Origin of the sequence: Chitinophaga sp. Ak27, assembly GCF_012726295.1 — a bacterium.
In the GTDB taxonomy this organism is placed as follows: Bacteria; Bacteroidota; Bacteroidia; order Chitinophagales; family Chitinophagaceae; genus Chitinophaga.
The window spans coordinates 728,724-754,419 of record NZ_JABAOB010000003.1 but is presented as its reverse complement, the minus strand read 5'-3'; the positions used below and the strand labels follow the sequence as shown (position 1 = coordinate 754,419).

General features: G+C 48.2%; 19 protein-coding genes. 16 read left to right on the top strand and 3 right to left on the bottom strand.

Annotated features, from left to right (window positions below; translation table 11 throughout):
* Position 1 precedes the first annotated feature (1 nt).
* From HGH90_RS14405 to HGH90_RS14385, 5 genes are read left to right on the top strand one after another with little or no spacing between them, the layout of a single operon-like run.
* Complete coding sequence (locus HGH90_RS14405) at positions 2 to 871, top strand: hemin ABC transporter substrate-binding protein (protein WP_168762098.1); 870 nt, start codon at positions 2 to 4, stop codon at positions 869 to 871.
* Entirely contained in the window at positions 858 to 1,889 is a 1,032-nt protein-coding gene (locus HGH90_RS14400) for a FecCD family ABC transporter permease (protein ID WP_168762097.1), read from the top strand. The genes HGH90_RS14405 and HGH90_RS14400 overlap by 14 nt, the downstream gene beginning before the upstream one ends.
* Positions 1,889 to 2,662, top strand: a complete 774-nt coding sequence (locus HGH90_RS14395) for a heme ABC transporter ATP-binding protein (protein ID WP_168762096.1) — start codon at positions 1,889 to 1,891, stop codon at positions 2,660 to 2,662. Before HGH90_RS14400 ends, HGH90_RS14395 begins: the two co-directional genes overlap by 1 nt.
* Before the next feature lie 35 nt (positions 2,663 to 2,697).
* Positions 2,698 to 3,219, top strand: coding sequence for a hypothetical protein (locus tag HGH90_RS14390; protein ID WP_168762095.1), 522 nt, complete (start codon positions 2,698 to 2,700; stop codon positions 3,217 to 3,219).
* Between the two features lie 52 nt (positions 3,220 to 3,271).
* Entirely contained in the window at positions 3,272 to 7,546 is a 4,275-nt protein-coding gene (locus HGH90_RS14385) for a discoidin domain-containing protein (RefSeq protein WP_168762094.1), read from the top strand.
* Positions 7,547 to 7,670: 124 nt separating this feature from the next.
* Here HGH90_RS14385 and HGH90_RS14380 read toward each other — a convergent pair whose 3' ends face one another.
* From HGH90_RS14380 to HGH90_RS14370, 3 genes are read right to left on the bottom strand one after another with little or no spacing between them, the layout of a single operon-like run.
* Positions 7,671 to 10,292 (bottom strand): hypothetical protein, encoded by a 2,622-nt coding sequence (locus HGH90_RS14380; RefSeq protein WP_168762093.1) that lies wholly within the window; start codon positions 10,290 to 10,292, stop codon positions 7,671 to 7,673.
* A 27-nt stretch (positions 10,293 to 10,319) separates the two neighbouring features.
* Complete coding sequence (locus tag HGH90_RS14375) at positions 10,320 to 12,161, bottom strand: DUF4157 domain-containing protein (RefSeq protein ID WP_168762092.1); 1,842 nt, start codon at positions 12,159 to 12,161, stop codon at positions 10,320 to 10,322.
* Positions 12,162 to 12,176: 15 nt separating this feature from the next.
* A complete protein-coding gene (locus HGH90_RS14370; protein WP_168762091.1) occupies positions 12,177 to 13,961 on the bottom strand; it encodes a glycosyl hydrolase family 18 protein in 1,785 nt (594 codons plus the stop codon).
* A gap of 555 nt (positions 13,962 to 14,516) precedes the next feature.
* Between HGH90_RS14370 and HGH90_RS14365 the strand changes: the two genes are divergently transcribed.
* The 11 genes from HGH90_RS14365 to HGH90_RS14315 all read left to right on the top strand — a co-directional run bounded on the left by HGH90_RS14365 (position 14,517) and on the right by HGH90_RS14315 (position 25,689).
* A complete protein-coding gene (locus HGH90_RS14365; protein ID WP_168762090.1) occupies positions 14,517 to 15,089 on the top strand; it encodes a DUF4255 domain-containing protein in 573 nt (190 codons plus the stop codon).
* A gap of 30 nt (positions 15,090 to 15,119) precedes the next feature.
* Entirely contained in the window at positions 15,120 to 15,935 is an 816-nt protein-coding gene (locus tag HGH90_RS14360) for a hypothetical protein (RefSeq protein WP_168762089.1), read from the top strand.
* A 16-nt stretch (positions 15,936 to 15,951) separates the two neighbouring features.
* A complete protein-coding gene (locus HGH90_RS14355; RefSeq protein WP_168762088.1) occupies positions 15,952 to 17,454 on the top strand; it encodes a phage tail sheath family protein in 1,503 nt (500 codons plus the stop codon).
* Positions 17,455 to 17,498: 44 nt separating this feature from the next.
* On the top strand, positions 17,499 to 17,954 hold the full coding sequence (locus tag HGH90_RS14350; protein ID WP_079467630.1) for a phage tail protein: 456 nt from the start codon (positions 17,499 to 17,501) through the stop codon (positions 17,952 to 17,954).
* 66 nt (positions 17,955 to 18,020) lie between these two features.
* A complete protein-coding gene (locus HGH90_RS14345; RefSeq protein ID WP_168762087.1) occupies positions 18,021 to 18,494 on the top strand; it encodes a phage tail protein in 474 nt (157 codons plus the stop codon).
* 3 nt (positions 18,495 to 18,497) lie between these two features.
* The gene (locus HGH90_RS14340) at positions 18,498 to 18,665 is read left to right on the top strand and encodes a DUF5908 family protein (protein ID WP_168762086.1); all 168 of its coding nucleotides are present in this window, start codon (positions 18,498 to 18,500) and stop codon (positions 18,663 to 18,665) included.
* Positions 18,662 to 19,333, top strand: coding sequence for a CIS tube protein (locus HGH90_RS14335; RefSeq protein ID WP_168762085.1), 672 nt, complete (start codon positions 18,662 to 18,664; stop codon positions 19,331 to 19,333). Before HGH90_RS14340 ends, HGH90_RS14335 begins: the two co-directional genes overlap by 4 nt.
* A 3-nt stretch (positions 19,334 to 19,336) precedes the next feature.
* A complete protein-coding gene (gene vgrG, locus HGH90_RS14330; RefSeq protein WP_168762084.1) occupies positions 19,337 to 21,145 on the top strand; it encodes a type VI secretion system tip protein VgrG in 1,809 nt (602 codons plus the stop codon).
* A gap of 18 nt (positions 21,146 to 21,163) precedes the next feature.
* Positions 21,164 to 21,466 (top strand): PAAR domain-containing protein, encoded by a 303-nt coding sequence (locus HGH90_RS14325; protein ID WP_145675208.1) that lies wholly within the window; start codon positions 21,164 to 21,166, stop codon positions 21,464 to 21,466.
* A gap of 18 nt (positions 21,467 to 21,484) precedes the next feature.
* Entirely contained in the window at positions 21,485 to 21,895 is a 411-nt protein-coding gene (locus tag HGH90_RS14320; protein WP_168762083.1) for a GPW/gp25 family protein, read from the top strand.
* Positions 21,892 to 25,689 (top strand): hypothetical protein, encoded by a 3,798-nt coding sequence (locus tag HGH90_RS14315; protein ID WP_169191373.1) that lies wholly within the window; start codon positions 21,892 to 21,894, stop codon positions 25,687 to 25,689. The genes HGH90_RS14320 and HGH90_RS14315 overlap by 4 nt, the downstream gene beginning before the upstream one ends.
* Positions 25,690 to 25,696: the final 7 nt, after the last annotated feature.

Genomic DNA, 25,696 nt, shown 5'->3' with positions numbered 1-25,696 from the left:
CATGAAAAAAAATATACACCTTCCATGGGTGATGATACTGCTCACTTCCTGCGGAAGATTTGGTCATCAGCCCCAACAGCATAACGACAGCACCCGCATTGTTTGTTTATCCAAACAATACAATGAAGTGATTTATGCCCTGGGAGCAGAAAAGAACCTGGTAGCAGTAGACTTGTCCAGCACCTATCCTCCCGCTATCAAAGCATTACCTACTGTAGGTTATCACCGGGCCTTAAGTGCGGAAGGACTACTGGCGCAAAATCCAACGCTGGTGATACACGACAATAACATAGGGCCGGAGAATGTAATGCGCCAACTGGAAAAAATGAAAGTCCCTATGAAAACTTTTATGGACAGCGTATTCACCATCGCGCAGACCAAAGCCATGATACAGCAGCTGGGTGCTTATTTCCACAAGGAACCAAAGGCCGACAGCCTCTGTAAAAAGCTGGATGCGGAAATGAACCAGGCATTAACCAACGCGCATCAATATACGGATACCCCCAAAGTAGTCATTATTCATTTCGGACGCGCCATGAATATCTACCTGGCGCTTACCCAAAAAAGCACGGCTGCTCAACTGATAGGATGGGCTGGCGGACGTATTCCCATCGATGGCGACAAAGGCATGCAACAGGTATCAGCAGAGCTCATTGCGCAGGCTGATCCTGATGTTATACTACTCACCGACTTCGGTTATGACAGGCTGGGAACTTTCGAAAAAATAAAAGAACTGCCAGGCGTTTCGGGCACCAAAGCAGCATTGCATCATCGCATCTACAGGATAGAAGAACACGACATTGTATACCTCGGTCCACGTACAGGCGCCAATGTGCAAGGTTTTCAAAAACTGATACATGCAGGTAAATAAACAATATCAAGGCGTGTACCCGGTTCTGATAGCGTTATTGATAGTAACGGCATTATTATCTGCCTGTTATGGCGCTATTAATATCAGTACCGCTGAAATAGTGGATGCTATGAGTAAAACCATCTCAGGGCATAGCGATCTCTCCTTACATGAACGCATTTTTATGGAGATACGTTTACCGAGGGTGCTTTTCTGTTTGCTGGCCGGATCGGCGTTGTCTGTAGGTGGGGTGTTGCTGCAAGCGCTTTTCAGAAACCCCATTGTGGAACCAGGGCTGATAGGCACTTCCAGTGGCGCTGCTTTTGGAGCAGCGCTTTATTTCGTATTGGGGGCATCCCTTCATTTTAATGCCGGAGAATGGACGCTGCCCATTGCAGCGGCTGTTGGCGCGCTGGTAGCCACTTTCCTGGTGCTGGGTTTATCAGAAAAAAAGCAGACAGGGAAAGCAGCCATCGGAACGCTGTTGCTGATGGGAATTGCGGTGAATGCATTATTCCTGAGCGGCACCGGTTTTCTTTCTTACTTAGCCCGCGATCCGCAGGCCCGCTCCATTACTTTCTGGAACTTGGGTACCCTCTCCGGCGCAAATTGGCATGCAGTAACAATTACTGCGATAGTGCTTGTAATCTGCTGCTGGCGCGCACTTTCTTATGCCAAACAATTGAACCTGCTGATACTCGGTGAAGATGAAGCCATGCTGGCAGGTGTGGCTGTTCAACGGCTCAAAAGAGAGATACTGTTGATCAACGTTATCATGGTGGCCGTGGTCACTTCTTTCGCTGGTGTGATCAGTTTTGTAGGATTGGTAGTTCCTCACCTGATGCGGATATGGAAAGGAGCCGATAATCGCTACCTGCTTATTGGCAGCGCACTGGCAGGCGCCATCCTGTTAAGCCTGGCCGATATTGCCGCGAGAGTGCTGCTGCGCCCCGCTGAACTGCCTATTGGTATCGTTACTTCCGTTACCGGTGTACCTGTTTTCATTTATCTCTTAAGGAGAAAAAAATATTATTACTGATGTTGGTAGTATCTGATCTGACCTTTGTTGCCGGCAAGCGCCCATTGCTGCAATCTGTCAATATGCAACTGGATGCCGGCAAACTGCACCTCGTAATAGGTCCCAATGGCGCAGGAAAATCCACTTTATTAAAAGCGATGGGCGGGCAAATCCCGCCTTCTTCCGGTACTATCCGGTATGCTGATAAAAATATTGCTGCATTTGGATGCAGGGAGCTGGCGCGTATACGCGCGTCGCTTTCCCAACACCAGGAATTGTCGTTCCCGCTAAAGGTATGGGAGGTGGTAATCATGGGAAGATACCCACATGTACGGGAAAACCCCGGCCCTAAGGATATACAGTACTGCCGGGAAGCGATGCAACTCTTCGACCTCGAAGCACTGGCCGACCGGGACTATATGAGTTTGTCCGGGGGAGAAAAACAACGGGTACACTTTGCCCGTATCCTCTCGCAGATATGGGAGCCTATTCCGGATACCTGTCGCTACCTGTTCCTCGATGAACCACTTACTTTCCTGGATGTGCACTACCAGTTTCAGCTGATGGAGTTGTTGAAGCGGTTATTGCAGCAACCCAACCTGTTGGTCGTTGGCGTAGTACACGATCTTAACATCGCCGCCAGGTTTGCCGACAACCTCCTGTTGTTGCACCAGGGGAAATTAATAGCACAGGGCTGCCGGGAAGAAGTACTGACAACAAGAAACATCAGAGCTGTTTATCAGCTGGAGCCGGTGATCTATGAAAAAGATGACCGGTATTTCCTGGCCTTTTGAAAATTGTATTTATCCACTCACAACAATCAATACAAATGAAAACAAAATCCGTAAAAAGGCCGCTATGGCGCTATGTTTTACTGGTGGCACTTTTGCTTTCCGGTATAGCATCACCCGCGCAACAACATGCTCGCCAAAGTACCAAAGCTCCCGAATGGATTACCATGATGGATGATCCGAACGTCAACTTTTTCGTCATTGAAAAATCTTTTAATGATTACTGGAGAGGAAAGGAATTGCCCGTAGAAGAAGATGAAATACTGGATGTAAAAAATAACTCGGAAAGAAAGCGCGGCTTCCTTGGCTTGTTTAAACGAAAAGCATCTGAAGAAAGAAAAGAAGGGCAGCAATATGCATTTGAATATAAAAAATACCAATGGTGGCGAAGGCAGGTACTCCCCTATGTGCAACCAGATGGTACTATTCTCAGCAAGGATCAGCAGATACGGATCTGGCAGCAGCAAAAAGAATTGAAGACTAATATTAATGCAAAGCAGGCCAGGGACAGGATGGAAAAAGAGAAAAAAGACACCGGTACCTCCCGGCAACGCTATTAAACATAGCCATTGCATGAAACAATAATTTCCCCATCAACCAGAAATAACTAAAATGCATATACGTAAATACCTGTTATTACTTTTACCCGCCTGCCTGTTGCTATCATCAGCAGCACTTGCCCAGAACTATGGCAGCTGGCGGAATATAGGGCCGGTGCTCTTCCCGGTCAATTCTTCCGGTCAGATCAATGGTATCGGCCGCGTTACACAAATGAAATTCCATCCCACTACTTCCGGTACGCTTTATGCCACCAGTGTATGGGGATTGTGGAAAAGTACTGACACCGCCAATACCTGGCAATTGCTCGGTACGGATGACCTGCCGAAAGCCACCTGCGCTTCCGTGTGTATCGATAATACCAATGATCAGATCATTTACCTGGGCACCGGAGATCCCAACTATTACGGCTCCTCCCTGGGTGTTTACAAAACCACAGACGGCGGACAGTCGTGGTTGCCGGCTAACAGCAGCATCGGCACCCGTATGGCCGTGGAACTGCTGATGTCGCCTACGGACCACAATGTGCTTGTAGCTGCTACCAATGATGGTATCTGGAAAACCACCGATGGCGGTATTTCCTGGTCGCAGCAATTGGTCGGTGGCCAGTTTACCGACATGGTATTCAAAGCCGTTACCAACACCACTACCCTGTTTGCGGTTACCATGGATGGTAGTTTTTATACTTCCAATAATATGGGAGATACCTGGACGGCCACCACCCTCACGCTGCCGGCAAATGGCGCCAAGGGCACCCGGCTGGGCGTTACCCGTGCCGATTCTAACCGCGTATATGTGGGCATGGTAGGCTCCAATAGCGGTTCCGCGGGAGGCGTTATCTACCAATCAACCAATGGCGGCGCCTCTTTCACCCAGGTGAAGGGCGACGTTTCTCCCAACCTCAACGGCTATTCCAGCACAACCACCGGTCAGGGCAACTACAACTGGTCCATGTGCGGCGATCCCACCAATGCCAATACCGTATATGTAGTGGGTCACCTCATATGGAAAAGTACCAATGGCGGCAGCACCTGGACACAAATGGAACCCAACTGGGCTTCTGTGATCCACACTGATATGCATGGTATTAAAGTAGACCCCTATAACAACAGCCGGCTATTTAACTACAACGATGGCGGCGTATGGCTCTGCACCGACGGCGGTACCACCTGGACGCCAAAAAGCAACGGGCTTTCATCCACAGAGGTGTACCATGCCTCCAATAGTCCCATCAGGAGAGATATGATCAGCATTGGTACCCAGGACAATGGCGAGCTATATTATAAATATTCTACCAATCCCTGGTTTACCAACAGGGGCGGCGACTGGGGCGCACGCTCCAACTTCGACTACAACAATAATAGCCAGGTGTATTATTACAACGGGAAAAGAAGGTCCGTTACCGGCAGTGATGCCTCCTACAACCTGCCCTTCACCGGTACCAATAATATGCAGCTGGAATTCACCCCGCAAAATGTAAATATCGCTTTTGCCGCAGATACCGGTTTATGGCGCAGCGCCAATATTACCGCCGCCACTCCAACATGGACTAATGTAGCCAATGCAGCGGAGAAAATTAATGCGTTGCAGATCAGTAATGTCAACGCCAATGTAGTATTCTATGTAACTACCAATCAAAAGGTATACAGCTCCCGCAACGCTACCGCTGCTACGCCTACCTTTACCAGCGTGGCCGCACCGGCTGCTACCAACGTATCCGCCAGCGTTACCACCATCTCCAGCGATACCAACGTAGTATACCTGGCCTGCGGCAGCCGTGTATACCGCTCCGGCGATAAGGGCAATACCTATACCGATATCAGTGGCACCCTCCCATCCGTAAATGTAATCCGCCTGCTGGAAGACCGCTACGCCACAAACGAAACCGTGTACCTGGCTACTGCACGCGGCGTATATTATCGCAACAAAACCATGAGCGACTGGGGACTCTACTCCATAGGACTTCCTACGGCAGCAGATATTACAGATCTTTTCGTTTATAATAACGGGAACGCCGATAGTAGCGAATTAAGAGTGAGCTTTTATGGAAGGGGTGTTTTTGGCACCAAACTAAACAATGCCATCACGCCATTAATTTCCTTCGCATCTACGTCTATTGGCACCACAGCTGCAGGTACCAGCATATCGGGGTGTAGGCCATATACAGATTACCCTGTGAACCTCACCATCAGCCCTGCGCCCACCGGCAATGCGAATGTACAGCTGGTAGTAGGCTCCACCTCCTCTGCCAAAAGGGGAATTGATTTTGACGTAACCACCAACGGCAACTTCACTACGCCCAGCGATACAGTAATTTTCGCTTCGGGACAAACAGCGCCGCGAACGGTCACGATAAGGGTATATGGCAGTAAAACAGATCCCTCCAGTAAATATGCCCTGCTTACCTTCAGTGTTAATGGCACTACCAATGCGATGGCCAATCCATCTGCACAAACTGCCCGTGTGGATATCACCTATCCGGATGCATCGCCCGTGGGAGATACCGCCCTCGTGAACCTGACCTATGGCAATGGTACCACCGGAGGAAGCGCTTCCAGTCCATTCAATGGCACCCAATCGGATAAGAAGGCACAAACCATCTATCCCGCCAGTGAACTACGGGCTGCAGGCATACAAAAAGGATATATCAATGCGATATCCTACCATGTTAGCTCCCGGACCGTCACCACTACCAGCACGTTCCAGAACTTCAACGTCGCAATAGGGCTAACGCCACAGACAGCCTTCACCAATACCGTATTCGACAACAGTCCGCTCACCAGTGTATACTCCGGCACCATCAGCGTAACAGACACCGGCTGGGTGCAGGTACCTTTCTCACAACCATTCTATTGGGATGGTTATTCCAACCTGCTCATCCAATCCTGCTACAATAATACCGATGGCAATGACCAGGGCGATAATCTCGTAGCCTCCATATCTGTTAGCGGGGCTAATCCTACTGCCTTCCAACGCCAGACCAGTGGCGCCGGCTGCAGCTTTAATACACCGGGTTACGGATCTACCAGGCCTAACCTGATCATCAATACCAAACCTTCCGTTACGCCGGTAGCCAGCGTGCTAAACCGCAGCACCACCCAGTATCTTGGACCTAATGCCACCGTGTACTTCTCAGATACCAGCGGAGCAATTATTGCCAAAATACAGAACCTTAGCAGCTTCGATTACGGATGTACGACGGTGAAAATAGACAGGGCCGGCAGCAGCGCCGTTCCATTCTGGGACAGCACAGCCGCACATTACCTGGCTTCCAAAACCGTGAAAATAACGCCTGCCAATAACAATCCATCCGGTAAAGTGAGCGTAACACTTTATTACAACCAAACAGAAAAACAAGGTTGGGCAGCTGCTACCGCACAATCATGGGACACCATAAAGATGGTGAAAGTGCCCAGCAACATCAGCAACGTAACGCCTTCCAATCCTTACCCGGATGGCGCCGGTTCCGTTGAAACAGGCCGTGATTCCAGCGGTAAAAAAGGCGCTACCATCTATTATGTTTCCGCTACATTTAACACGGGCCTCGGTGGCTTTGGCGTAGGTATTCCGGGTACGCCGCCTGCAACCTCCGCTTGCAATACGCCGATACCGCGCACACAATTAAGAATATCGACGTTCGACAGCCAGGAAACCGTTGGGGAAAATGCACCCGCCACCAATGCCATTGATGGCGATATAAATACCTTCTGGCATACGCAATGGTATAACAGCACGGCGCCCATGCCGCATTATATATCCATCTACCTGGGCGGCTCCTACAACCTGAGCAAGCTTACCTACGTACCACGTCAGGCAGCGGTAAATGGCCGTATTAATGCCTATAAAGTGGAAGTGAGTGCGGACAGCATTAACTGGACTCAGGTAGCCACGGGCAACTTTGTGAACAGCACGGCGGCACAGGATGTTGTTTTCAGTCCTACGGTAAAAGCGAAATACGTGAAGCTCACTGCCACCTCGGAAGTAAACGGCAATCCCTGGACTTCAGTAGCGGAACTCTCCTTTACCGGTTGCCCGGATACCAGTCCAATGCTGAGCAAACAGAGTACCTTGGCTGTCGGCAACGTCAAAGTATATCCTACTTTAGTGCGCAGAGGAGAAACCATCAATGTCCGGAACAGCAGCACAGGCGCTATCATGATGCAGTTGTACGATGTGAATGGAAAAATGCTGAAGCGGGAACTGTTTAACAACAGCGGTACTATTCAAACCGGCGACCTGCCAGCAGGTATATATATCTATAGTATTTACAGTAATAAAACGAGTACGCACAAGCAGATCATGAGTGGAAAGATCATTGTAGCGGAATAGTATTTCACCTTTTATAATGATGAGTAGTGGGGCTGTATCATGTTGATACAGCCTCATTTATTTTTACAGGTTAGCAGACTATTGTAGTAATCATCAGTATCATGGGATGTGGATGCTTCCCGATTTAGCGCAGCCTTATACTGTTCCATAACCAAATCGGCTTCTTCAGCAGCTCGCTGAGTTGAGCTAACACCTTGAGTTCATTTAACAGCGCGAATACTACTCCCCACTCGGTATTTCCAGGCCGACTCACAAATCGTTGTATGGACACGTGCAACAGCGCCAGCTGTCCCTGGGTATGAGGGTCTCCATCAAATTGTTGTTGCAAATTGACGATCAAACCTGATACCGTATTGGCTGTTTCAGTTGCTTCTCTGATGCTGATTGGCCGTGGCGCCTCTGACTGGAAAGCGGGCGGATGGAATTGACCAGGGTTGAAAACGCCGGAAGTATTTGTATTAGGTGTAAAGGCGCCAGGACCGCTTTTTAGTTTCTTCCGCTCACTTTCTTTTCCTTCGCCGGAGTCCTCTTCGGTCTTATTTTCCTGCTGGTCTGTTTTCTTTTCTGGTAACGGCTCAAATTTGCGTTTAACGAGTTCCGTTTGCTGCGCTGGTATTTTTACCTGTGGGGTTGTTGAAGGGAGTACTTTTTTTGCACGGTCCCGCAACTCTTGTATTTTCCTCAGTGCAGAGCCCAGCAACTCCGGGCGTTGACTTTTATTAAACCTGTTCCTCGGATTTTCCCAGTATTGTTTGTAGAAATTGAAGATTCTATCAGCCTCCCTGTCGAATTCCTCTACTTGCCAACGGTCTGTCAAAGCGCTTCGTTCTTCGTTTATATTTTGAGTTAAGTCTTCCAAAAGACCACTGACAAGTTCTTCTCTGTCCCGGGCTGCTCTCGCCTTGATTGCTTCCTTGGACTGTTCAAGTACCAATTGTTCTTTCTTTCGTTGTAATTCATTTACAACAACGCTCAGTTGAAACTCAAGGCTCCCTGTATACAATTGCTCATCCCTTTCCCAGAGTGCTTTTGCATTTGAAAGAATATCGCCCTTTAGAACCTTGAAGCGTTCCAGGAATATATCACTTGTAAACAAATGCTGGTATTGCTCTGCTTTCTCGTTGAACGCCATTTCAAGCTTTAAAATACGGTGGGTATTCTGGCTTACTTTCCAGCTTTTGGCCTCTTCGGCGCTACTTTTGATCCGCTGCTGTTGCTCCTGTTGCTTCTTCTTCAGTGCAAGCTGCTCTTCCTGCTGCTGCGCCAGCTTTGCATTGTTCACCAATTTTGCATAAATAGCCAGGTTATTACCCCGCGTGCTGGCATCTGCTATCACAAAAGATTCCCCTTCGGGTGTGTCTACTTTATGTACCTTCCCATTAATGATAATTTCTATCGTTCCTTTCGGAATTGGTATCAATGAAAGGCCCGACGGCAACTGGAATTCGGTAGTTACGTTGAGGGGCAGATTTTCACTGGTCAGCGTTGCCGGGTCCAGTCCGAAAGCTTCAAAAAAATACAAGAACGAGGGGTTATTAACGGTATACGTACCGACAAGGTGATAATTTAAGTTGGCCGCCTGTTCTAACTTACCATCATGAGAGCGATAGTACCCGGGCTTAAATGTTTGTACAACCGGCGCTACTGTTCCTTGTACCACATCAGCGGCGGAGGGAACGGTATGTGTTTCTGTTTTGCTGTAAAGAACAGGACCATCCTGCCAGTGAGTGATATCGCTGCCATCCGTCCCTGGAATGCGCGTCATTTGCCTTACCAGGAAACGGAACTTGTTGGGCAGCTTTTGCTCATCGGGGAACGTATGGTTATAAAATCCAGGATAAAGACCCCAGTCCAGTGGTTCAGCCTCAAACCTGATTACTTTATTATTGGCATTCACTGCTTCTTTAGCCGTCTTCTCCACACCTGTTTTCATCACACTGTTGAATGCAGTGGAGATAGGTACCAGGTTATTGCCTGTACCTGGCCCATGCAGGTGTTCATTCAACATATGTCCCCGCTTATAATTTATGCGCTTTGTGAGCTTTGTAAATAAATTGGAAGCAGCGCCCGGAGGGGATCCCACTACTCCGTCATCTCTTGGCAGAAGGCTAAGCGGTGCCATGATTACCTTAGCACAAAAAGGATCGCCGTCTATACTTTTGGTATCTACCTGTACTTTGTGGGAAGGCGGGCGTTGTTTTTTCATCACCACGGCAGACGCAATGTTTAGCTTTTGCAGTAACCCGCCGATCAACTGTAGTTGTGTCACTGCTGTTTGCCGTTGCATCACCGTAGGGGCTACCCGCTGGGATGTTTTTAATATTCCTTTGGAATTAACCCGGTTGGTGGACTGTACAGTGCCGTATCTCCCAATATGCACCAGCTTTGCCGCATCTTCGATGTCCTTCAGCAAATTTAGGAGGATAGCTGAACTTTGTACTACAGACTTTTTACGCTTTCGCTGTAAAAATAGTTCCAGCGTCTGCTTATCTGAATGCAGCCACAAAATGCCATCATCGAGGTCAATGAACAAGGTATGTGCTTCATCCACCTCATCGTCATTCATGTCCAGTATTACCGGCACTTCTACCGGTGTTGCAACAAGCGCTTCTTCGGCTACTGGCGAAGCTTCTTCTTGCGCTTGCGGCCGCGAGGTAACATCCGGTATGGCCACCCCCTTAGTAGCGGGTTGGTTGGCCACAGCACGGGAATTGGCCAGATGATCAGGCGTAACGGTTTCTTTCATCAGCTAACTATTAAATACAAAACGATTTTACATCAACAGGCATGGTTTATCATCCCTGTTAGCAGTCTGCTGTTGCCGCGGTTGTTGCCGGGGCGCCTGCTCTGCTGCTATCTGCTTTTTTACATCGTCAAAAACGATATCCATCCGCTGCAGGGATGTAAGCAGGTCGATATATATCTTTGGCATTTCCGACAGCAATAATCTTTTTGCCGACCTGCTTTCAAAAATGACTCCCGCTTCCCCGCGCATCATTTCGTTGGCCGCATTCAGCTTAAACTTCTCAATGGCTTCTGGCGCCTGGGGATTAATTTCGCTGATACCTGCCAGGTTATTGTGGGAAAATACGTCCCCTCCTGCGGCGTTATCTCCTTCTACCAATGCGCCCAGATCGCCTTTCTTTTTGTTGATAATACTGAGCAGCATTTGCTCAATAGTGATGCTGTGTGCCTGTTCCTCTTTGCTGGTATCCGGAGTAAATACCCTGTCGGTAGGAGCTTTACCAAAGCTCGTGGTAAGCTGGTTTCCTGGTTTGGCGGACAAATACTCTTCTACCATTACGATGAAAGCCTCTTTTGCATTGGCGCTGAGCTGACGGAATGCCATATCGAGAGAGGTTCTGCTCATAAAAGGAAGGTATTCTTTCGCATAACGTTTTGTAGCACTTCCCGTTGCCGTCACATATTCCTTCAAAATAAACAGTAAGCCCGTCAAGGCTGTCGTGGCTGGTCTCAACACTTCGTTCCTGCGTTGCGGAGCAAGTATATCGCCCGTCCAGAAGTCCTCATTCGGAGCCTCGCCTTTTCCGAGGATCTGGTGAGTAACATGAAATGCTTCTATGAGCGACCCCAGTGAGCTTCCGGCAGTTGCCTGGGCAGATACCGCCGGATCTTCCTTATTCACCGAGATATAACTATTAAACGAATGATGGCGCCAGTCAAACTCAAATTCCTTGTCATTGCCCTCTCCGGTGCTTCTTACACCTGGATGCGGCGCCTGATCACCGGCGTCAAACTGACCGCCTTTCCAGGTTGGGTTCAGGGTATACCAATCGGGTGATACCAGGCCATGTAACAGGTCCCTGTTGTTACCTACAGCTGCCCGCCAGAAATCACCTGCTTTCTTCCAGGCGTCGGATACTTTGAAAAACTCGCCCGGGTCGCCGGCCAGGGGATCTACTGCCTTCTGCACAAACTCAATCACGTATTTCCGGTAAGCATATTTATCATTATCAGCTTTGACTTCATTGTCGAGCGTCACATCTATTTTCCCATCTATCTCACCCAAACTAAATTCCTCCAGCGTGATATCCTCGCTCTCAATCAGGTTTTGACCCTCAGTCCCCTTCATTGCCCCAATTACAAAAAAACCATCCACCACTTCTGCTTCTATGCCAAACAGCCCCGTTCTCCTGGCAAATTGAGCAACACTACCGGAAATGGACATACGCTGCAGTGGAGCCGCACCCGGGATTGTTTGCAACGCCCTGGCCCCCATTACATCCGCTTCGTGCTCCAGCATTGCATCATCGTTGATAGCGATGCTTTTCATTTGGCGGGTGGCCTGTACTCTGCCTTGCTTTTGTTGCACCACATGCCAGGCCTCGTGCGGCAAGTGCTTTTCCTGACCAGGTGCCACATGGATATCGGTGCCCTGTGTATAAGCAAATGCCTTCATTTGCGCAGGCTTATCGGAATTATAATGCACCGATACATCATCCAGCGATATACCGGATAATGATTCTACACCCGCTTTTAACTGTGCCGGCAACCCATTAGCGGCCGGGATGCTCACACCGCCTGATGCAATGTTGTTGGCGACCGCCTTACCGGCGGGCGCCTGATGCTGTATCTTCCCCAAATTTTCAGCCATAAGAAGCAGTATTAATTAAGGAATATCATCGTTCTTAAAAAGAGGTTGCAACAGGAAATGCATAATGGCCAGACCCAGCACCAACCCAATACCCAGTATAATCAATACACTCGTAAGCGGTACACTATGACATTGCCCGGGTATACTGCTAATGCCTACAAAAGACATCTCTTTATTCAGGAAAAAAGCCATGAAGGTGCTGACCACGGTTAGTAGTACCAGCACGATCAAGACGATCAGTAATTTCTTTCTCCATTTCCATTCATCTCCCTGCGTCTTTATAAAATAAAAATAGGCTGCACTGGCAATGATCAGGAGCAAACCAAAACCAATAGCGAAATAAATAAAATAAGTATCTCCTTCATATTGCGATATATCCACGCTGCAGGGATCTTTGAATAAAACAACATAGATCGCCAGCTCCCGCTTAATCCGCTGCCACCATGTAAGATGCAGCGGAGGGAGTGGGCGTAGCGGAATAGTATCCAGGAAGAGCGTATCTGTTACTACAAATTTATCTACCAGGGCATCCCACAGTTCTGAACGGCCATTGTCGGCGCCCAGCGTCCAGAGCGCTACGCCGCCAATACCATTCTTCAAAACATAATCGTATTTCATGCCCATACTGATGCCATCATCAAACCAGATCTCCTCCTTTACATCGCCATACTGATCTCTTACTTCGATAAAAAAAGAGGCACTCGTTTCATCGAAGATGGGAACAGTATCAGACGGATACTGTTTACGGAGATCGCTGTAACTCACGTAATGACTGAATGTATCCGGGCTGCCTTTCTTTCCCTTCTTCCATACCGCGCCGTAGTAAGGAAGCAACAAGGAAAGTTGCGCGGGCGGAATATCCCCCTGTAAATACCTGGAAACCGCCCCTTCTATAGACCTTGCAACACTGCCACCCAGCGGTGCAAGCGCCATAGCGGTTTCTCCACCGGCTTGTGTAAAATCGATGATGAAGTAATCGACCGACGTGCGCAGGGCGCGCAGATCGTAGTTATAAAACTGATCGTACACAGGTACCACCACGTCTACTTTAAAGTTCTTATTCGCATTTTTCAGCGTTTCAGAAAGGAAAGTAATGAAGCTGCTAAAGACAGTACGCTGATGATCCGGCAAACCCTGGAAATAAATAGTAACACCGTCTGCCTGTTGACGCGCGAGCAAACGGGCAAGACTATCCGCAAAAACCGTCTGCGCGCTTCTACTCTTCAGCAACGCGAGTATATTATCGCTTTTCTTCTCCAGGAAAAGTAACTGGAGACTACATCCGGCAGATTTTGCGGTAGCTATTGATTGTATATCACTTTCCTGGAAGGCGGGCTGTATTACGCCACTCTGGCCATTGAAAACGTAGCCCAGGAAGCTGAAAGTACCCAACGCGTTATAATTATAGCTGGTGTAGCCTTTCTCCATCCAGTAAGGCTGAATGCCCATTATATCAATTTTATGCGAGAGCCGCAGCTGGTACCTGGCGCCAATGCTGTCATTAAGCTTTAAAGTATCCATTTGCCCCGGCGGTCGGCCATACAACGAGCGAACTGCTTTGAGATGCGCCGCTTTGGCCTCTTCCGCTTGCTGCTCCTCACTTTTTTTCTGAAGGATGGGCATCATCTTATCCACCAATGCATCGAGATCGGTACCCTGAACAGATTTATCCGGTTCCTGGACAGGCACTTTTTCCGTGGTTGTTTTTTTTGACGCGGCAGCAGTATCGGCTGCATGACTTAGTGCAATCTGGTTAAGCAATGCCATCAGAGAATCAAATTGCTGATTCTCTTTCTTCATTAATGCAGCATTCAATTTCCGTATGTCATCCTTACTAACCACCAACGAATCCGACAAGGTTTGATTGATGATATATAAAACGCGTGCGCGCTCGCGCGCGAGAGCATTATGTCGGAAACGGAAAAATTTCAACACCCGCTGAATCAGTTTTAAGTTGGCAGCGGTATCTGCGGGTACTTTTGGAGGTTTCGGTAATTTTGGCTCCTGTGGCGGCTTTGGAGGCTTTGGCATTTTCAACTTAGGCTCCTGGAAATTAACGACCGCAGCAGCACACATAGCACTACCATTGCTAAACACAAAGTGATTGCAATGAAATAGGATAAGGAAAACAACTATCCGCGTGGCCATTTTCTGAGAGGGATTCATGAGGAAACTTAAGGTAATAAAAGGTAGAAAAATATTTTTTCAAATAAAAATATTTAAATCGCTTTTTTGACTTTATATTGTGATAACAATATGAAAACTCAATTCATTCTCAAAATAACGAGCGTCTTTTAGTCCGATTTTTTTCACAACAGATATATATCACACGGTAAGCGTTAAATACTAAAGGAAATGATCTATGAGGCCCTTAGCTGTGTCACAGAAGACATTAACAATAATCTGAAGCGAAAATTACATATCAACGAAGATAAAATGATACTCTCTGGCATTGTAAACCAGGATGGATCTATTGCTGCATCTGGCGAAAATAAAATGCTGGTAACATTGGTGAATGTTGAAAAAGAAACAGCAAGAACATCCGTTTCCCACACCGGTGCAGGTACGTACAATACCGCATCACCAGGGGTTTGTATCAATTTGTATGTATTATTCTCTGCCTACTTCAGTAGTAACAACTATGCGCAGGCATTAAGGTTTCTTTCCTATACAATTGCTTTCTTTCAGTCGAAAAATACGTTTACAGCACAGAATACACCTGCATTGGACAATGGTATCAGCAAGTTGTCTTTCGAATTGGAGAGCCTGGGGCCAGAGCGGCAAAATAACATGTGGGCCACGCTGGGCACTAAGTACATGCCATCAGTATTGTACAAAGTCCGTATGCTTACTTTCGACGATTCGATCATTAAAGAATACAGGCCTGCAGTTGCAGGAACAGCCGGAGATACCCTACCGGCACGATAAATATTATCCTTGGCCAGTTGAAAATTTAAAATGAAACAGCGATATGAAACATTGACTGCTATCCGTTACTGTCATGATTTTTTCCGGGCGTTATCCTATGAAGGCATTAGCATCCGTATATCTCCTTCCACCAGCAAACAATTGCTGGATGCAGATCTTGTATTGAAGCAACAGCCAGCAGGATGCACGCTGCTATATAATACCCTGACTGCCGGAAAACGAAACAGAACCGATCTCCTACAAGATAACATCACGCTTATCTTCGACCTGGTATTAAAAGATCCTTTATTTTATAACTATACGGCCATCAATGCTGGCGACATCACCAAACAATACTTCGTTTTCGGCAACGATCCAGGCAATGCGCCTGCCGTCTTACATAAAGATTCCTATGCAGGCGTAAAAGACCTGCAAAACGGATCCGCCTTTTTTACAAAGCCTTTCGGGCAACTGGTATTACAGCTCAACGAATCTTTACAGGCGTCTTATGATATCCGGTTCCCCGCTAAAAGTACGTACTGGTGCTATTTCCTGATGAGCGACCACCTGGCAGCACTGGCTAATCCCGTAATCATCGACAATAACGGCGCCTCCTGTTTCAGCAAGCCGGTATTATCCACACTTCCTGAAAAGGAGCAGGTACCCGTGCTGGTATCCAATCAACCCATTTATTTATCAGATAGGATTACTAACCAATTCAGATTAGCCAACAAATCCGAAGATCAAACCGACAGGCATAACATCATCATCTCCCCTCTCCCTGTACCGGAAATCAACCGGATATCCGCAGCAGGACGATCGTGGCAGACAGGCGATAAAGTATACTCAGAAATATTTTTATACTAACTAAAAAACACCTGATATGGCTTCAACCTTCATGACCCCGGGGGTCTATATTGAGGAAAAAAATGCATTCCCCAGTTCCATTACTGCTGTGGAAACTGCCGTGCCTGTATTCATAGGCTACACCCAAAAAGCAGAAAGGAATGGCAAATCCCTTGTACACAAGCCCACCCGGATCACCTCCTTCGCAGAATACCTGTCGTTTTTCGGCGCTGAGTTCAAACCTAAATTCACACTGGCGGATGCCGACCCCAAGGTGAAGCAGGAAACGTTTAACATCAACGGAAAACCTACGGTGGTAAAGATCAAGGACAATAATACTGCCTACTTCTACAACAGTATCCGCCTGTTTTTCGGCAATGGTGGAAGCCTTTGCTACATCTTATCGGTAGGTACCTACGACACACAACACGATGGCTTTACCATTGCGGCAGATGACTTCATTGGCTCCGACACCAAGCCGAATGTATTCAAACTGCTCGAAAAGGAATCGGAACCCACCCTTATTGTAATGCCCGACATTATTGCATTAGGTGCGGCAGCCTATACAACCGTATATACACAGGTACTACAGCATTGTTCCGACATGCAAAGCCGCTTCGGCATCTTCGACCTGGCAAAGCAACAACCATCGGATGTACTGGAAGATGTGGTAAACACATTCCGGGAACAGGTGGGCGTAAACGCCCTCAACTACGGCGCGGCTTATCATCCCTGGCTGAAGACCACCATCGTACAACCCGATGAAATAGATTTCGAAAATCTTGACGCTACCGTAGACCTGGAGAAGCTGTTACCTGAACCTGCAGCGGCACAAATCACAGCCAAGTTTAAAACACATGCCACACCGGATAAGAACACCAAGAAGAATTATCACCAGTCGCTCAAAGCTGCCAGCCCCACCTATGTGAGCATCCTGGAAGAAGTGCGTGCGCAACTAAATGAGCTGCCCCCCAGTGGCGCTATTGCAGGCATTTACACCCTTGTAGATAACTCACGCGGTGTTTGGAAAGCCCCTGCCAACGTATCGGTTAGCATGGTAACTGCCCCCACGGTCAATATCTCCAGTGAAGAACAACAAAACCTGAACATCGATATCATTGCTGGCAAGTCCATCAACGTAATCCGCCCATTTGCCGGCATTGGTACATTGGTATGGGGCGCCAGAACACTGGATGGTAACAGTTTGGACTGGCAATACATCAACGTAAGACGCACGCTCATCATGATTGAGCAATCTATTAAACTGGCTACACGCGCTTATGTATTTGAACCCAACGATGCCACTACCTGGATTACCGTAAAAAGTATGATCAACAACTTCCTACAAAATCTCTGGAAACAGGGAGCACTCGCCGGCGCCACACCAGACGTAGCCTATGATGTGCAGGTAGGTATTGGTACTACGATGACGCCACAGGACATCCTGGAAGGTAAAATGCTGATCACCGTGAAAGTCGCGCTTACCCGTCCGGCTGAATTTATCGTCATTACATTCCAGCAACAGATGCAGCAATCTTAATGCACCACTAATTTTCATTCAATAACTTTTAAAAACTTACAATTATGGCAGATGACGGCTCCACCCAATCACAGGCCACCTGGCCAATGGTAAAGTTTTCTTTCAAGGTAATGTGGGATGGTAAAGAGATCATATTCCAGGAAGTAACAGGACTTACTTCAGAAACACAGGTCATAGAATACCGTGGCGGCAGCAACCCTGTATACTCCGTAGTAAAAATGCCCGGAATAGCGAAGTTCAATAATATCACGCTGAAGAAAGGCATCTTCAAAGGAGATACTACGCTGTGGGATAATTATGACCTGATCAAAATGAATACCATCAAGCGTTCTACCATCGTAATCAGCCTGCTCGATGAAACCGGGCAAACGGCGATGAACTGGACCCTTACCAACGCATTCCCCTGCAAGATGACCGTTACCGATATGAAATCTGATGCCAATGAAGTGGCAGTGGAAACTATGGAAGTAGCCCACGAAGGATTGCATTTAACCAAATAAAAAAGAATTACGGATTACAGGTCGTAATCCGTAATTCCTTTTGCTTACCGCCGTAAAAATATTATCATGGCCATTCCGCCACCACCACCATCGCAGGCCCAAACGCCCTATTACCCGCCGGTAGGATTCTACTTCCGGGTAATGGTGCCCGGGATTAGCGGCGCCAATGAAGGCAACTTCCAGGAAGTAAGCGGAATATCTGCCACTATTACGCCACTGGAAGTAAAAGAAGGCGGAGAAAACAGGTTTACACACCGCCTTCCCCAACCGCCAAAATATGGCAACCTGATATTGAAAAGAGGGATGGTGACCGGTTCTTCGCTGATAAAGTGGGCGCAACAAGGCATCAACCTGTTTACCTTCAAACCCGTAGCAGTAGTAGTAAGCCTGATGACCGCCAATCGCGGGTTGGTAGCTTCCTGGCAATTTGTAAACGCTTATCCCGTTGCCCTCAAAGTATCTGATTTCAAAGCACAGGAAAATGTGATTGCCCTGGAAACACTCGAGCTGTGCTATGATTATTCTCAACAAATTTCGTAAGTCATGCCACTTGAAATAAGGGAACTGGTGATTAAAGTCACCATAGAAGAGCATTCGCCGCAGGCAGCCGCCCAAACAGGCGTCAAAGATATCCAGGCGCTGAAGGATAAAATTGTTCGTGAATGCATGGATAAATTAATGACCACTATAGAAAATTTACCGACAAGATGAGCTCACCAGGCGCACCTACCAAATTACTGTTAGCCGGCTACTCAGACCCTGAAGCCACCGCCCTGATCGACAGTGTTGATGCAGTAATCAATCCCGATAACTATACCCTTAACTATACCATCAACTATAAAAATACGAATGAACAGGGCGCTGTGGCGCCTACCCAGATCTTCAGCAGCATGGAGTCCGGCAATTTCGACCTGGAGCTGATGGTGGATGGCACAGGCGTAATCCCCATTCCCGGCGGGCTTACCGTAGATGCCTACATCGCCAAAGTGATGAACATTGCCTACAACTACCAGGGGGCGGATCACCGGCCAAATTACCTCCGGATTTCATGGGGCAATACCAGCTTTACCGGCGTATGCAAAAATATCAGCGTTAAATATACGCTGTTCAATACCAGCGGTGCAGCCTTGCGTGCACTAATCAAACTAACAGTAATAGAATCAGTGGCGTTTGCCACGAAAATAAAGGAATCCGGCGTATCCTCTCCCGACCTTACGCACGTGCGTACCGTACTGGCCGGCGATACCCTGCCATTGATGACTTACCGCATTTACGGCGAACCCGGTTATTACATGGAAGTGGCCAGGGTAAATGGCCTGAACAGCATACATGATATTAAACCGGGAGATGGACTCTATTTCCCGCCGCTAAAGAAATAAATCATGGCAACAGTTGTACCTATCAATATAGCAGATCCTACCCTGCAGTTTTCCGTGTCGGCAAACGGTACGGAAATACAATATACCTACCCGGTAGTAGCTATCACTATCCACCATGAGCTGAACAGGATTTCCTATGCGGAAATTACCTTGTCTGACGGCACTACGTCTAAAGCGTCTACCGGCGTAATCGGAGATTTCCCGGCGAGCGACAGTGAAAGTTTTCTACCCGGCGTGGCGGTCACCATTACCGCAGGCTATGGCAATACCGGCGAAACACTGATATTCACCGGCATAGTAGTAAAACAAACCATACAGGCTTCCGACCAGGGCTTTCACCTGGTAGTTACCTGCAAGCACAGCGCCGTACAGATGACCATCGGCAAAAAAGAGGCGGTGTTTATGAACCAGGTCGATAGTGATATTATGTCTACGGTAGTGAGCAATAATGGGCTGAGTGCTGACGTACAAAGCACCAGCGCTGTCAATGAACTGGTGTTTCAGAAGTTTTGCAGCGACTGGGATTTCTTTTTGTCCCGTGCCGAATTCAATGGCTATGTAGTATCATTGATAGGCGAAAAAATAGTGGCGGCGCCACCGGTAGTAAGCGGCGAGCCGGTAGTGTCGGTAGCTTTCGGCGAATCGTTGATCACATTCAATGCGTCGGTAAGCGCCGAAAAACAGGTACCTTCTATTACCGCGGCTGCGTGGGATCCGCAATCACAGGCCCTGATCAGCGCCACCGCCACAGAGCCGGGACTGAATGTGCAGGGCAATCTCACTGCAGACACACTATCGGCAGCCCTGCACCAGACACCGCTGCAACTGATCTCCAACTCACCGATGGCGCAGGAAAGCCTGCAATCCTGGGCCAACAGTACCCTGCTACGCATGCGCCTGGAATCTATCAGCGGCAACGTATCCTTTATGGGCAACGCCACCGTATGGCCCAATACCCTCATCAGCCTGGCAGGCGTGGGATCCAGGTTTAACGGCAACGCCTATGTGTGGGGCGTAACACATACACTCAAAGAAGGCGTATGGACCACCGACGTAAGATTTGGTTTGAATGGCAAGCCTATTTATGAAAGGGAAAACTTCTCCTATTCGCCGGCTAATGGACAGCTGCCGGCCATACAGGGACTCCAGCTTGCAACGGTGGTGGCTATTTCAGAAGATCCCGGCACAGAGTACCGCGTGCAGGTAATGCTGGCGTCTACCGCCACCGGGCAGCAAGGCACCTGGGCACGGCTTTCAACCTTCTACGCCACCAGCAGCGCTGGCGCCGTATTTTTTCCGGAAGTAGGCGATGAAGTAGTGGTGGCCTTCCTCGAAAATGATCCGCGTTATCCCATCATCCTGGGATCCTTGTACAGTAAGGCAAAAGTGCCGCCTGTAGTACCAGCTGATAATAATAACTATATCAAAGCACTGTATACTAAAAGCCAGCTGCAAATCAGCTTCGACGACGAAAACAAAATTATTACGGTGCTTACCCCCGGTGGGAACAGTATTACAATGAACGACACTACGCAGGAAATCGTGGTAAAGGATCAAAGCAGCAATAGCATCACCATGGCGCCTGCCGGCGTTACGATTAACAGTGCAAGCGACATGACCCTGCAGGCAACGGGGCAGCTTAACCTCAATGCCATGGCGGTAAGTATCGCTGCCACTACCAGCATGGAAACCAGCGGTCTGTCTATTTCCCTTACTGCCGATACATCGTTCAGCGCCACAGGCAATGCATCGGCCAGCCTTTCCTCTTCTGCATCCACGATGATCCAGGGGGGAATAGTGATGATTAACTAAACCATAAAACAAACGATCATGGGACAACCCGCCGCAAGGCTCACTGATATGCATACCTGCCCGCTGATAACTCCGGGGCTTCCGCCAATCCCCCATGTAGGTGGGCCTATTGTCGGCCCTGGCATGCCTACGGTGTTAATAGGCGGCATGCCTGCTTCCGTCATGGGCGACCTCTGTACCTGTGTAGGGCCGCCGGATGCGGCGGTAATGGGTTCTGCCACCGTGCTGATTGGCGGTCGCCCTGCCGTGCGTATGGGTGATACTACTGCCCACGGTGGCGTTGTTGTAATGGGATGTCCCACAGTACTAATAGGAGGATAACAAACCATGGCAAAAGATATGAAGTCCTTTTTAGGAACGGGCTGGAGCTTTCCCCCTTCCTTTGATAAGCCCAATGCATCGGTGCTCATGGTATCAGATGCCAATGATATTGAGGAAAGTATCCGCATTATTCTCAGCACCCTTCCCGGCGAACGCACCATGCTGCCCGATTTTGGCTGCAATATCCACAAGTTGGTATTTGAAGTAGCAGATGCCCGGTTGTCGTCGGAACTCCATCATGTCATTTACCATGCATTGCTGGAATATGAACCCCGGATTAAGCTGGTGGAATGCGTGATCAATGACCAAACTATGGAAAGCGGCGTCTTATATGTACAAATCAACTATACCATTATTGCCACCAATACCAGGCATAATATGGTATATCCATTCTACTATCTCGAAGGCACGAACATCGCTACCCGATGAGTAATTATTTTGAAAATATGCAGGATGGGCTCAGCCAGTTCGAAAGACAACTGGATGCGCTACACCCTGAATATGTGAAAGTGGATAACCGGAGTAATTTTGATCTGCTGGCGCAGCTGACGGCGTTATCGACTGAGTTTAATTACTATAATTTCCAGGACCAACGGGACGGCGACTGGCAGGAGTTCTTCCATTCTGACCTGGTGATCATGCTGATCCTTGCGGCCAATATCCAGTTTACGGAATACGAAGAAAAATATCTATTCCTCCGGGATGCCATGGGCAAATCGGGTACAGAAGCCACGCTCTTCCGTCATACAGCTGCATTCTTCTCCCTGTTATATGATATTGCAATTGTACTGATGGACCTGTTGCAAAAGCTAACCGGCGCCGATAAACAACAGTCACTCCAGTATTATCTACAGCAGGTGATACATGCTGTGGCAGAAGAAACGGCAAGATTATACCGATACGAATTACAGGTAAAAGAACTATTCCCGCTTGATAATGCCCGGCATCATACGCTGCGTACGGAAGGCACTTCGCGGCAACTCCAGGTACTCTTTCCAGGTATCTTCAGTCCCACTGTTAAAGGAGATGAAAACTTCAGCGGGTTTTACTCATTGAATGAAATCTATGATACCCTGCGCACTAAATTCTACCAGATCTCCAGCGCATCTGCCTACTACCTGAAGAACCAGCTGCATCAACAACAGCATTCACCTCATATGGGATTGTTGATGACGTTTACGGAGCTGTATAAACATCTCCAGGATCAGATCAATGAAATTCCCCGGCGCCACCTGGACTATTATTACCACACCGTACTGGGTATGCCACAGGTAGCCGCAGTGCCAGACAAGGTACATATCCTGATCAACCCGGCACCACAGGTAGACAATCTAGCGCTGGACAAAGGAGAAGTAGTATTGGCGCCTCACAGCGCCCGCAAAGAGCCACTGCAATACGAATTGCTGGAGCCGTTCCGGGCACACAATACCAACATCATAGCGCTGCATACCCTATATGTAAGTAACTATCTGCAGGTTGCTTCCAATAACCTGCAAACCAATGATATCCGTGAAGCGGCCATCTACCAGGCGGTTCACCCGGTAATACCTCCTCCTGCTTTTGCAAAGCTCACTATTCCACCGGTTACCTGGCCTTTGCTGGGAGAAGACCAGCACGATTTGTCCCCATCCACCCGTACCATGGAGAACAGCGCAGTGGGATTTCTCGTAGGGTCGCCAGCGTTATACCTTACAGAAGGCGTACGCTCGGTGCAAGTGAAGCTTCATTTCAATCCAGCCTCCTTCGCACAGCTGATGAAGTATTTAAAGAATTTTTCCGATGTTACCCGCAGGAGCAATGCTATTATCACCGGTGAGCTGATGTCTGGCGCCTTTCTATTGTCGTACACAACGGCAAAAGGCTGGACCAGGGTACAACACTACAATGTACGCTGCAGCGCTGCCGAGCAGGCAGATTATGCCATTGTGATCAACTTCCTGTTACGCACCCATGAAGAAGCCTTCTGTGTGTATAACCCCGAAGTACATGGCGCTCATATCTCCTCAAAACTACCTCTGTTAAAAGTGTTGCTCAACAACAACAGTTTTCACCACCCCTACTCCTTTCTCCGTAGCCTGGCGCTGGAAAGGGTAACCGTTATCGCCAACGTAACCGGCTACCGTGCTGTAAAACTGGACAACAATGTGGGAGAGCTGAATGCCAGCCACTCTTTCCGGATGTTTGGTTCTTTACCGGCGGTAGGGGCTTTCCTCGATATCTGCAATACCAATGTGTTCAATAAGTATACTACCGATTTCAGCGTAAAACTGGAATGGCTGGATCTTCCTAAAAATATCAACGGCTTCGACAACTATTTTTCGGCCTACCAGGCGGGCATGACTAACAATGCTTATAAAGTAGGTATCAGCAGTATCAACAACGGCGTATGTTTACCAGAACGGGGCAACCAGGAAGAGTTTCAGCTTTTCCATACCACGCGTAACAAAGAGGGAGATCTGTACCTGGCTGATACTTCCTTCATCAAAGGCCCCGACTTTACCAGGATCAGTTTTCCCAATGCCATGAAAATGGACAAGGAGCCAAAGCATAGCAGTATGGTGTACAAGCAGGGCGCCATCAGGCTGGAGCTTGTCACCCCTTCAGAGGCTTTCGGGCATCAGCTGTATGGCATCATTTTCCCTGAAATCATTTTATATAATGGGCGGCATCCCAACCGGAAAAAGCCGTTGCCCGCGCCGCCTTATGTACCGATGGTAAAATCTATTTCGATAGATTATACGTTGGAGCATTCTGAATCACTGAAGCCAGTAAAATCTGCTCCACGGGGCGAATGCCTGGAAGTGCATCATATCGGCATCTTTGGTCATGAAGAAATATATCCAGGACCAGGTGTTAATTATTTTCCCCTGCTACCCGTCATTAATGAAGCCGGCTATCTTTACATCGGCTTCGATCAGCTCCAGGCGGGAGAAGAGCTGTCATTGCTGTTTCAGCTGGAAGATAAGTTTTTCAGTGATACTACTACCAATCTCACCCCGATCAACTGGAGCTACCTGGCAGATAACAAATGGTACCCTTTTGAAAGCAGGTGCCTGTTATCGGATAACACTAACAACCTGGCACGGAGCGGCATTGTAAAGATCCGGGTACCGGTTGGAATCAATAACCACAACAGTGTGATGACACCCGGCACCTGGTGGATCAGGATCTCTACGCCCGCGCATGAATGTGTAACACCAAGGGTCATCGGCATTTTCCCCAATGCCATAACCGCAGGAAGAATACTGGATGAAGGTGGCTATTCGCTGGAAAGAGTTTTGTCCATTCCTCCCCTAACCATAAAAAGAACCCGGAAAGATGTCCGCACCATCCAGGCCATCTGGCAATTATTTCCCTCCTTCGGCGGACGCAAAACAGAGTCAGAAGATAAATACTATACCCGGGTGAGTGAGCGGTTGAGGCATAAACAGCGCCCGGTTACAGCCATGGATATTGCCCAGGTGTTGCTGGAGGCCTTTCCGGAAATCCTGATTGTCAAATGTGTGACGGCAGCGCCTGGCCCCGGGGCAGAAGATATCTGCATTATTGTAGTGCCGCGGCAATCGGACAGCGGACTATTTATCAGCACTGAGCCCAAAGTTAACCTGGATACGCTTTGCCGCATCCAGGCATTTATGCGGGAACATATCTCCCCATTTGTTGATATCTCTATCCGCAACCCCATATATGAAAGCGTGAAGGTGGTATGCAGTATACAGTTCCAGGATCCTTCGGATAATAACCAGAACAGCCATCTGCAACAGTTGCAGCTGGATATCCAGAAATACCTTTGTCCCTGGCTGTTCGATCCTACCTCCCATTTGAAGATAGGCAGTACCCTGTATAAATCGGAGTTATTGAACTTCATCAATCGGCTCCCTTATGTAGCCTACATTACTGGTTTTTCACTCGTGCATTTTTATTTTTCGAAAGATGAGATCACCGGCAACATGGTGGCCATGGCTACAGATACAGCCATAGACGATCTGCAGGAAATCAGGCCCTCCCTGTCGCAGTCAGTGTTGATTCCATCTACCGAACATCTCATTACCGTATTGCATGCACCGGAATACAAAGAACCCCAGGTGCTGGGCATCGATGCGCTGAAGATCAGCAACGAACTGATTATCGGCAACCACCCTGTAAACTTTACACCCGTGGATGACCGGCCAGATCATTCGCCCGACGAAGAAATGCTGACCATCTCTATCACACCACCATAAATGATCA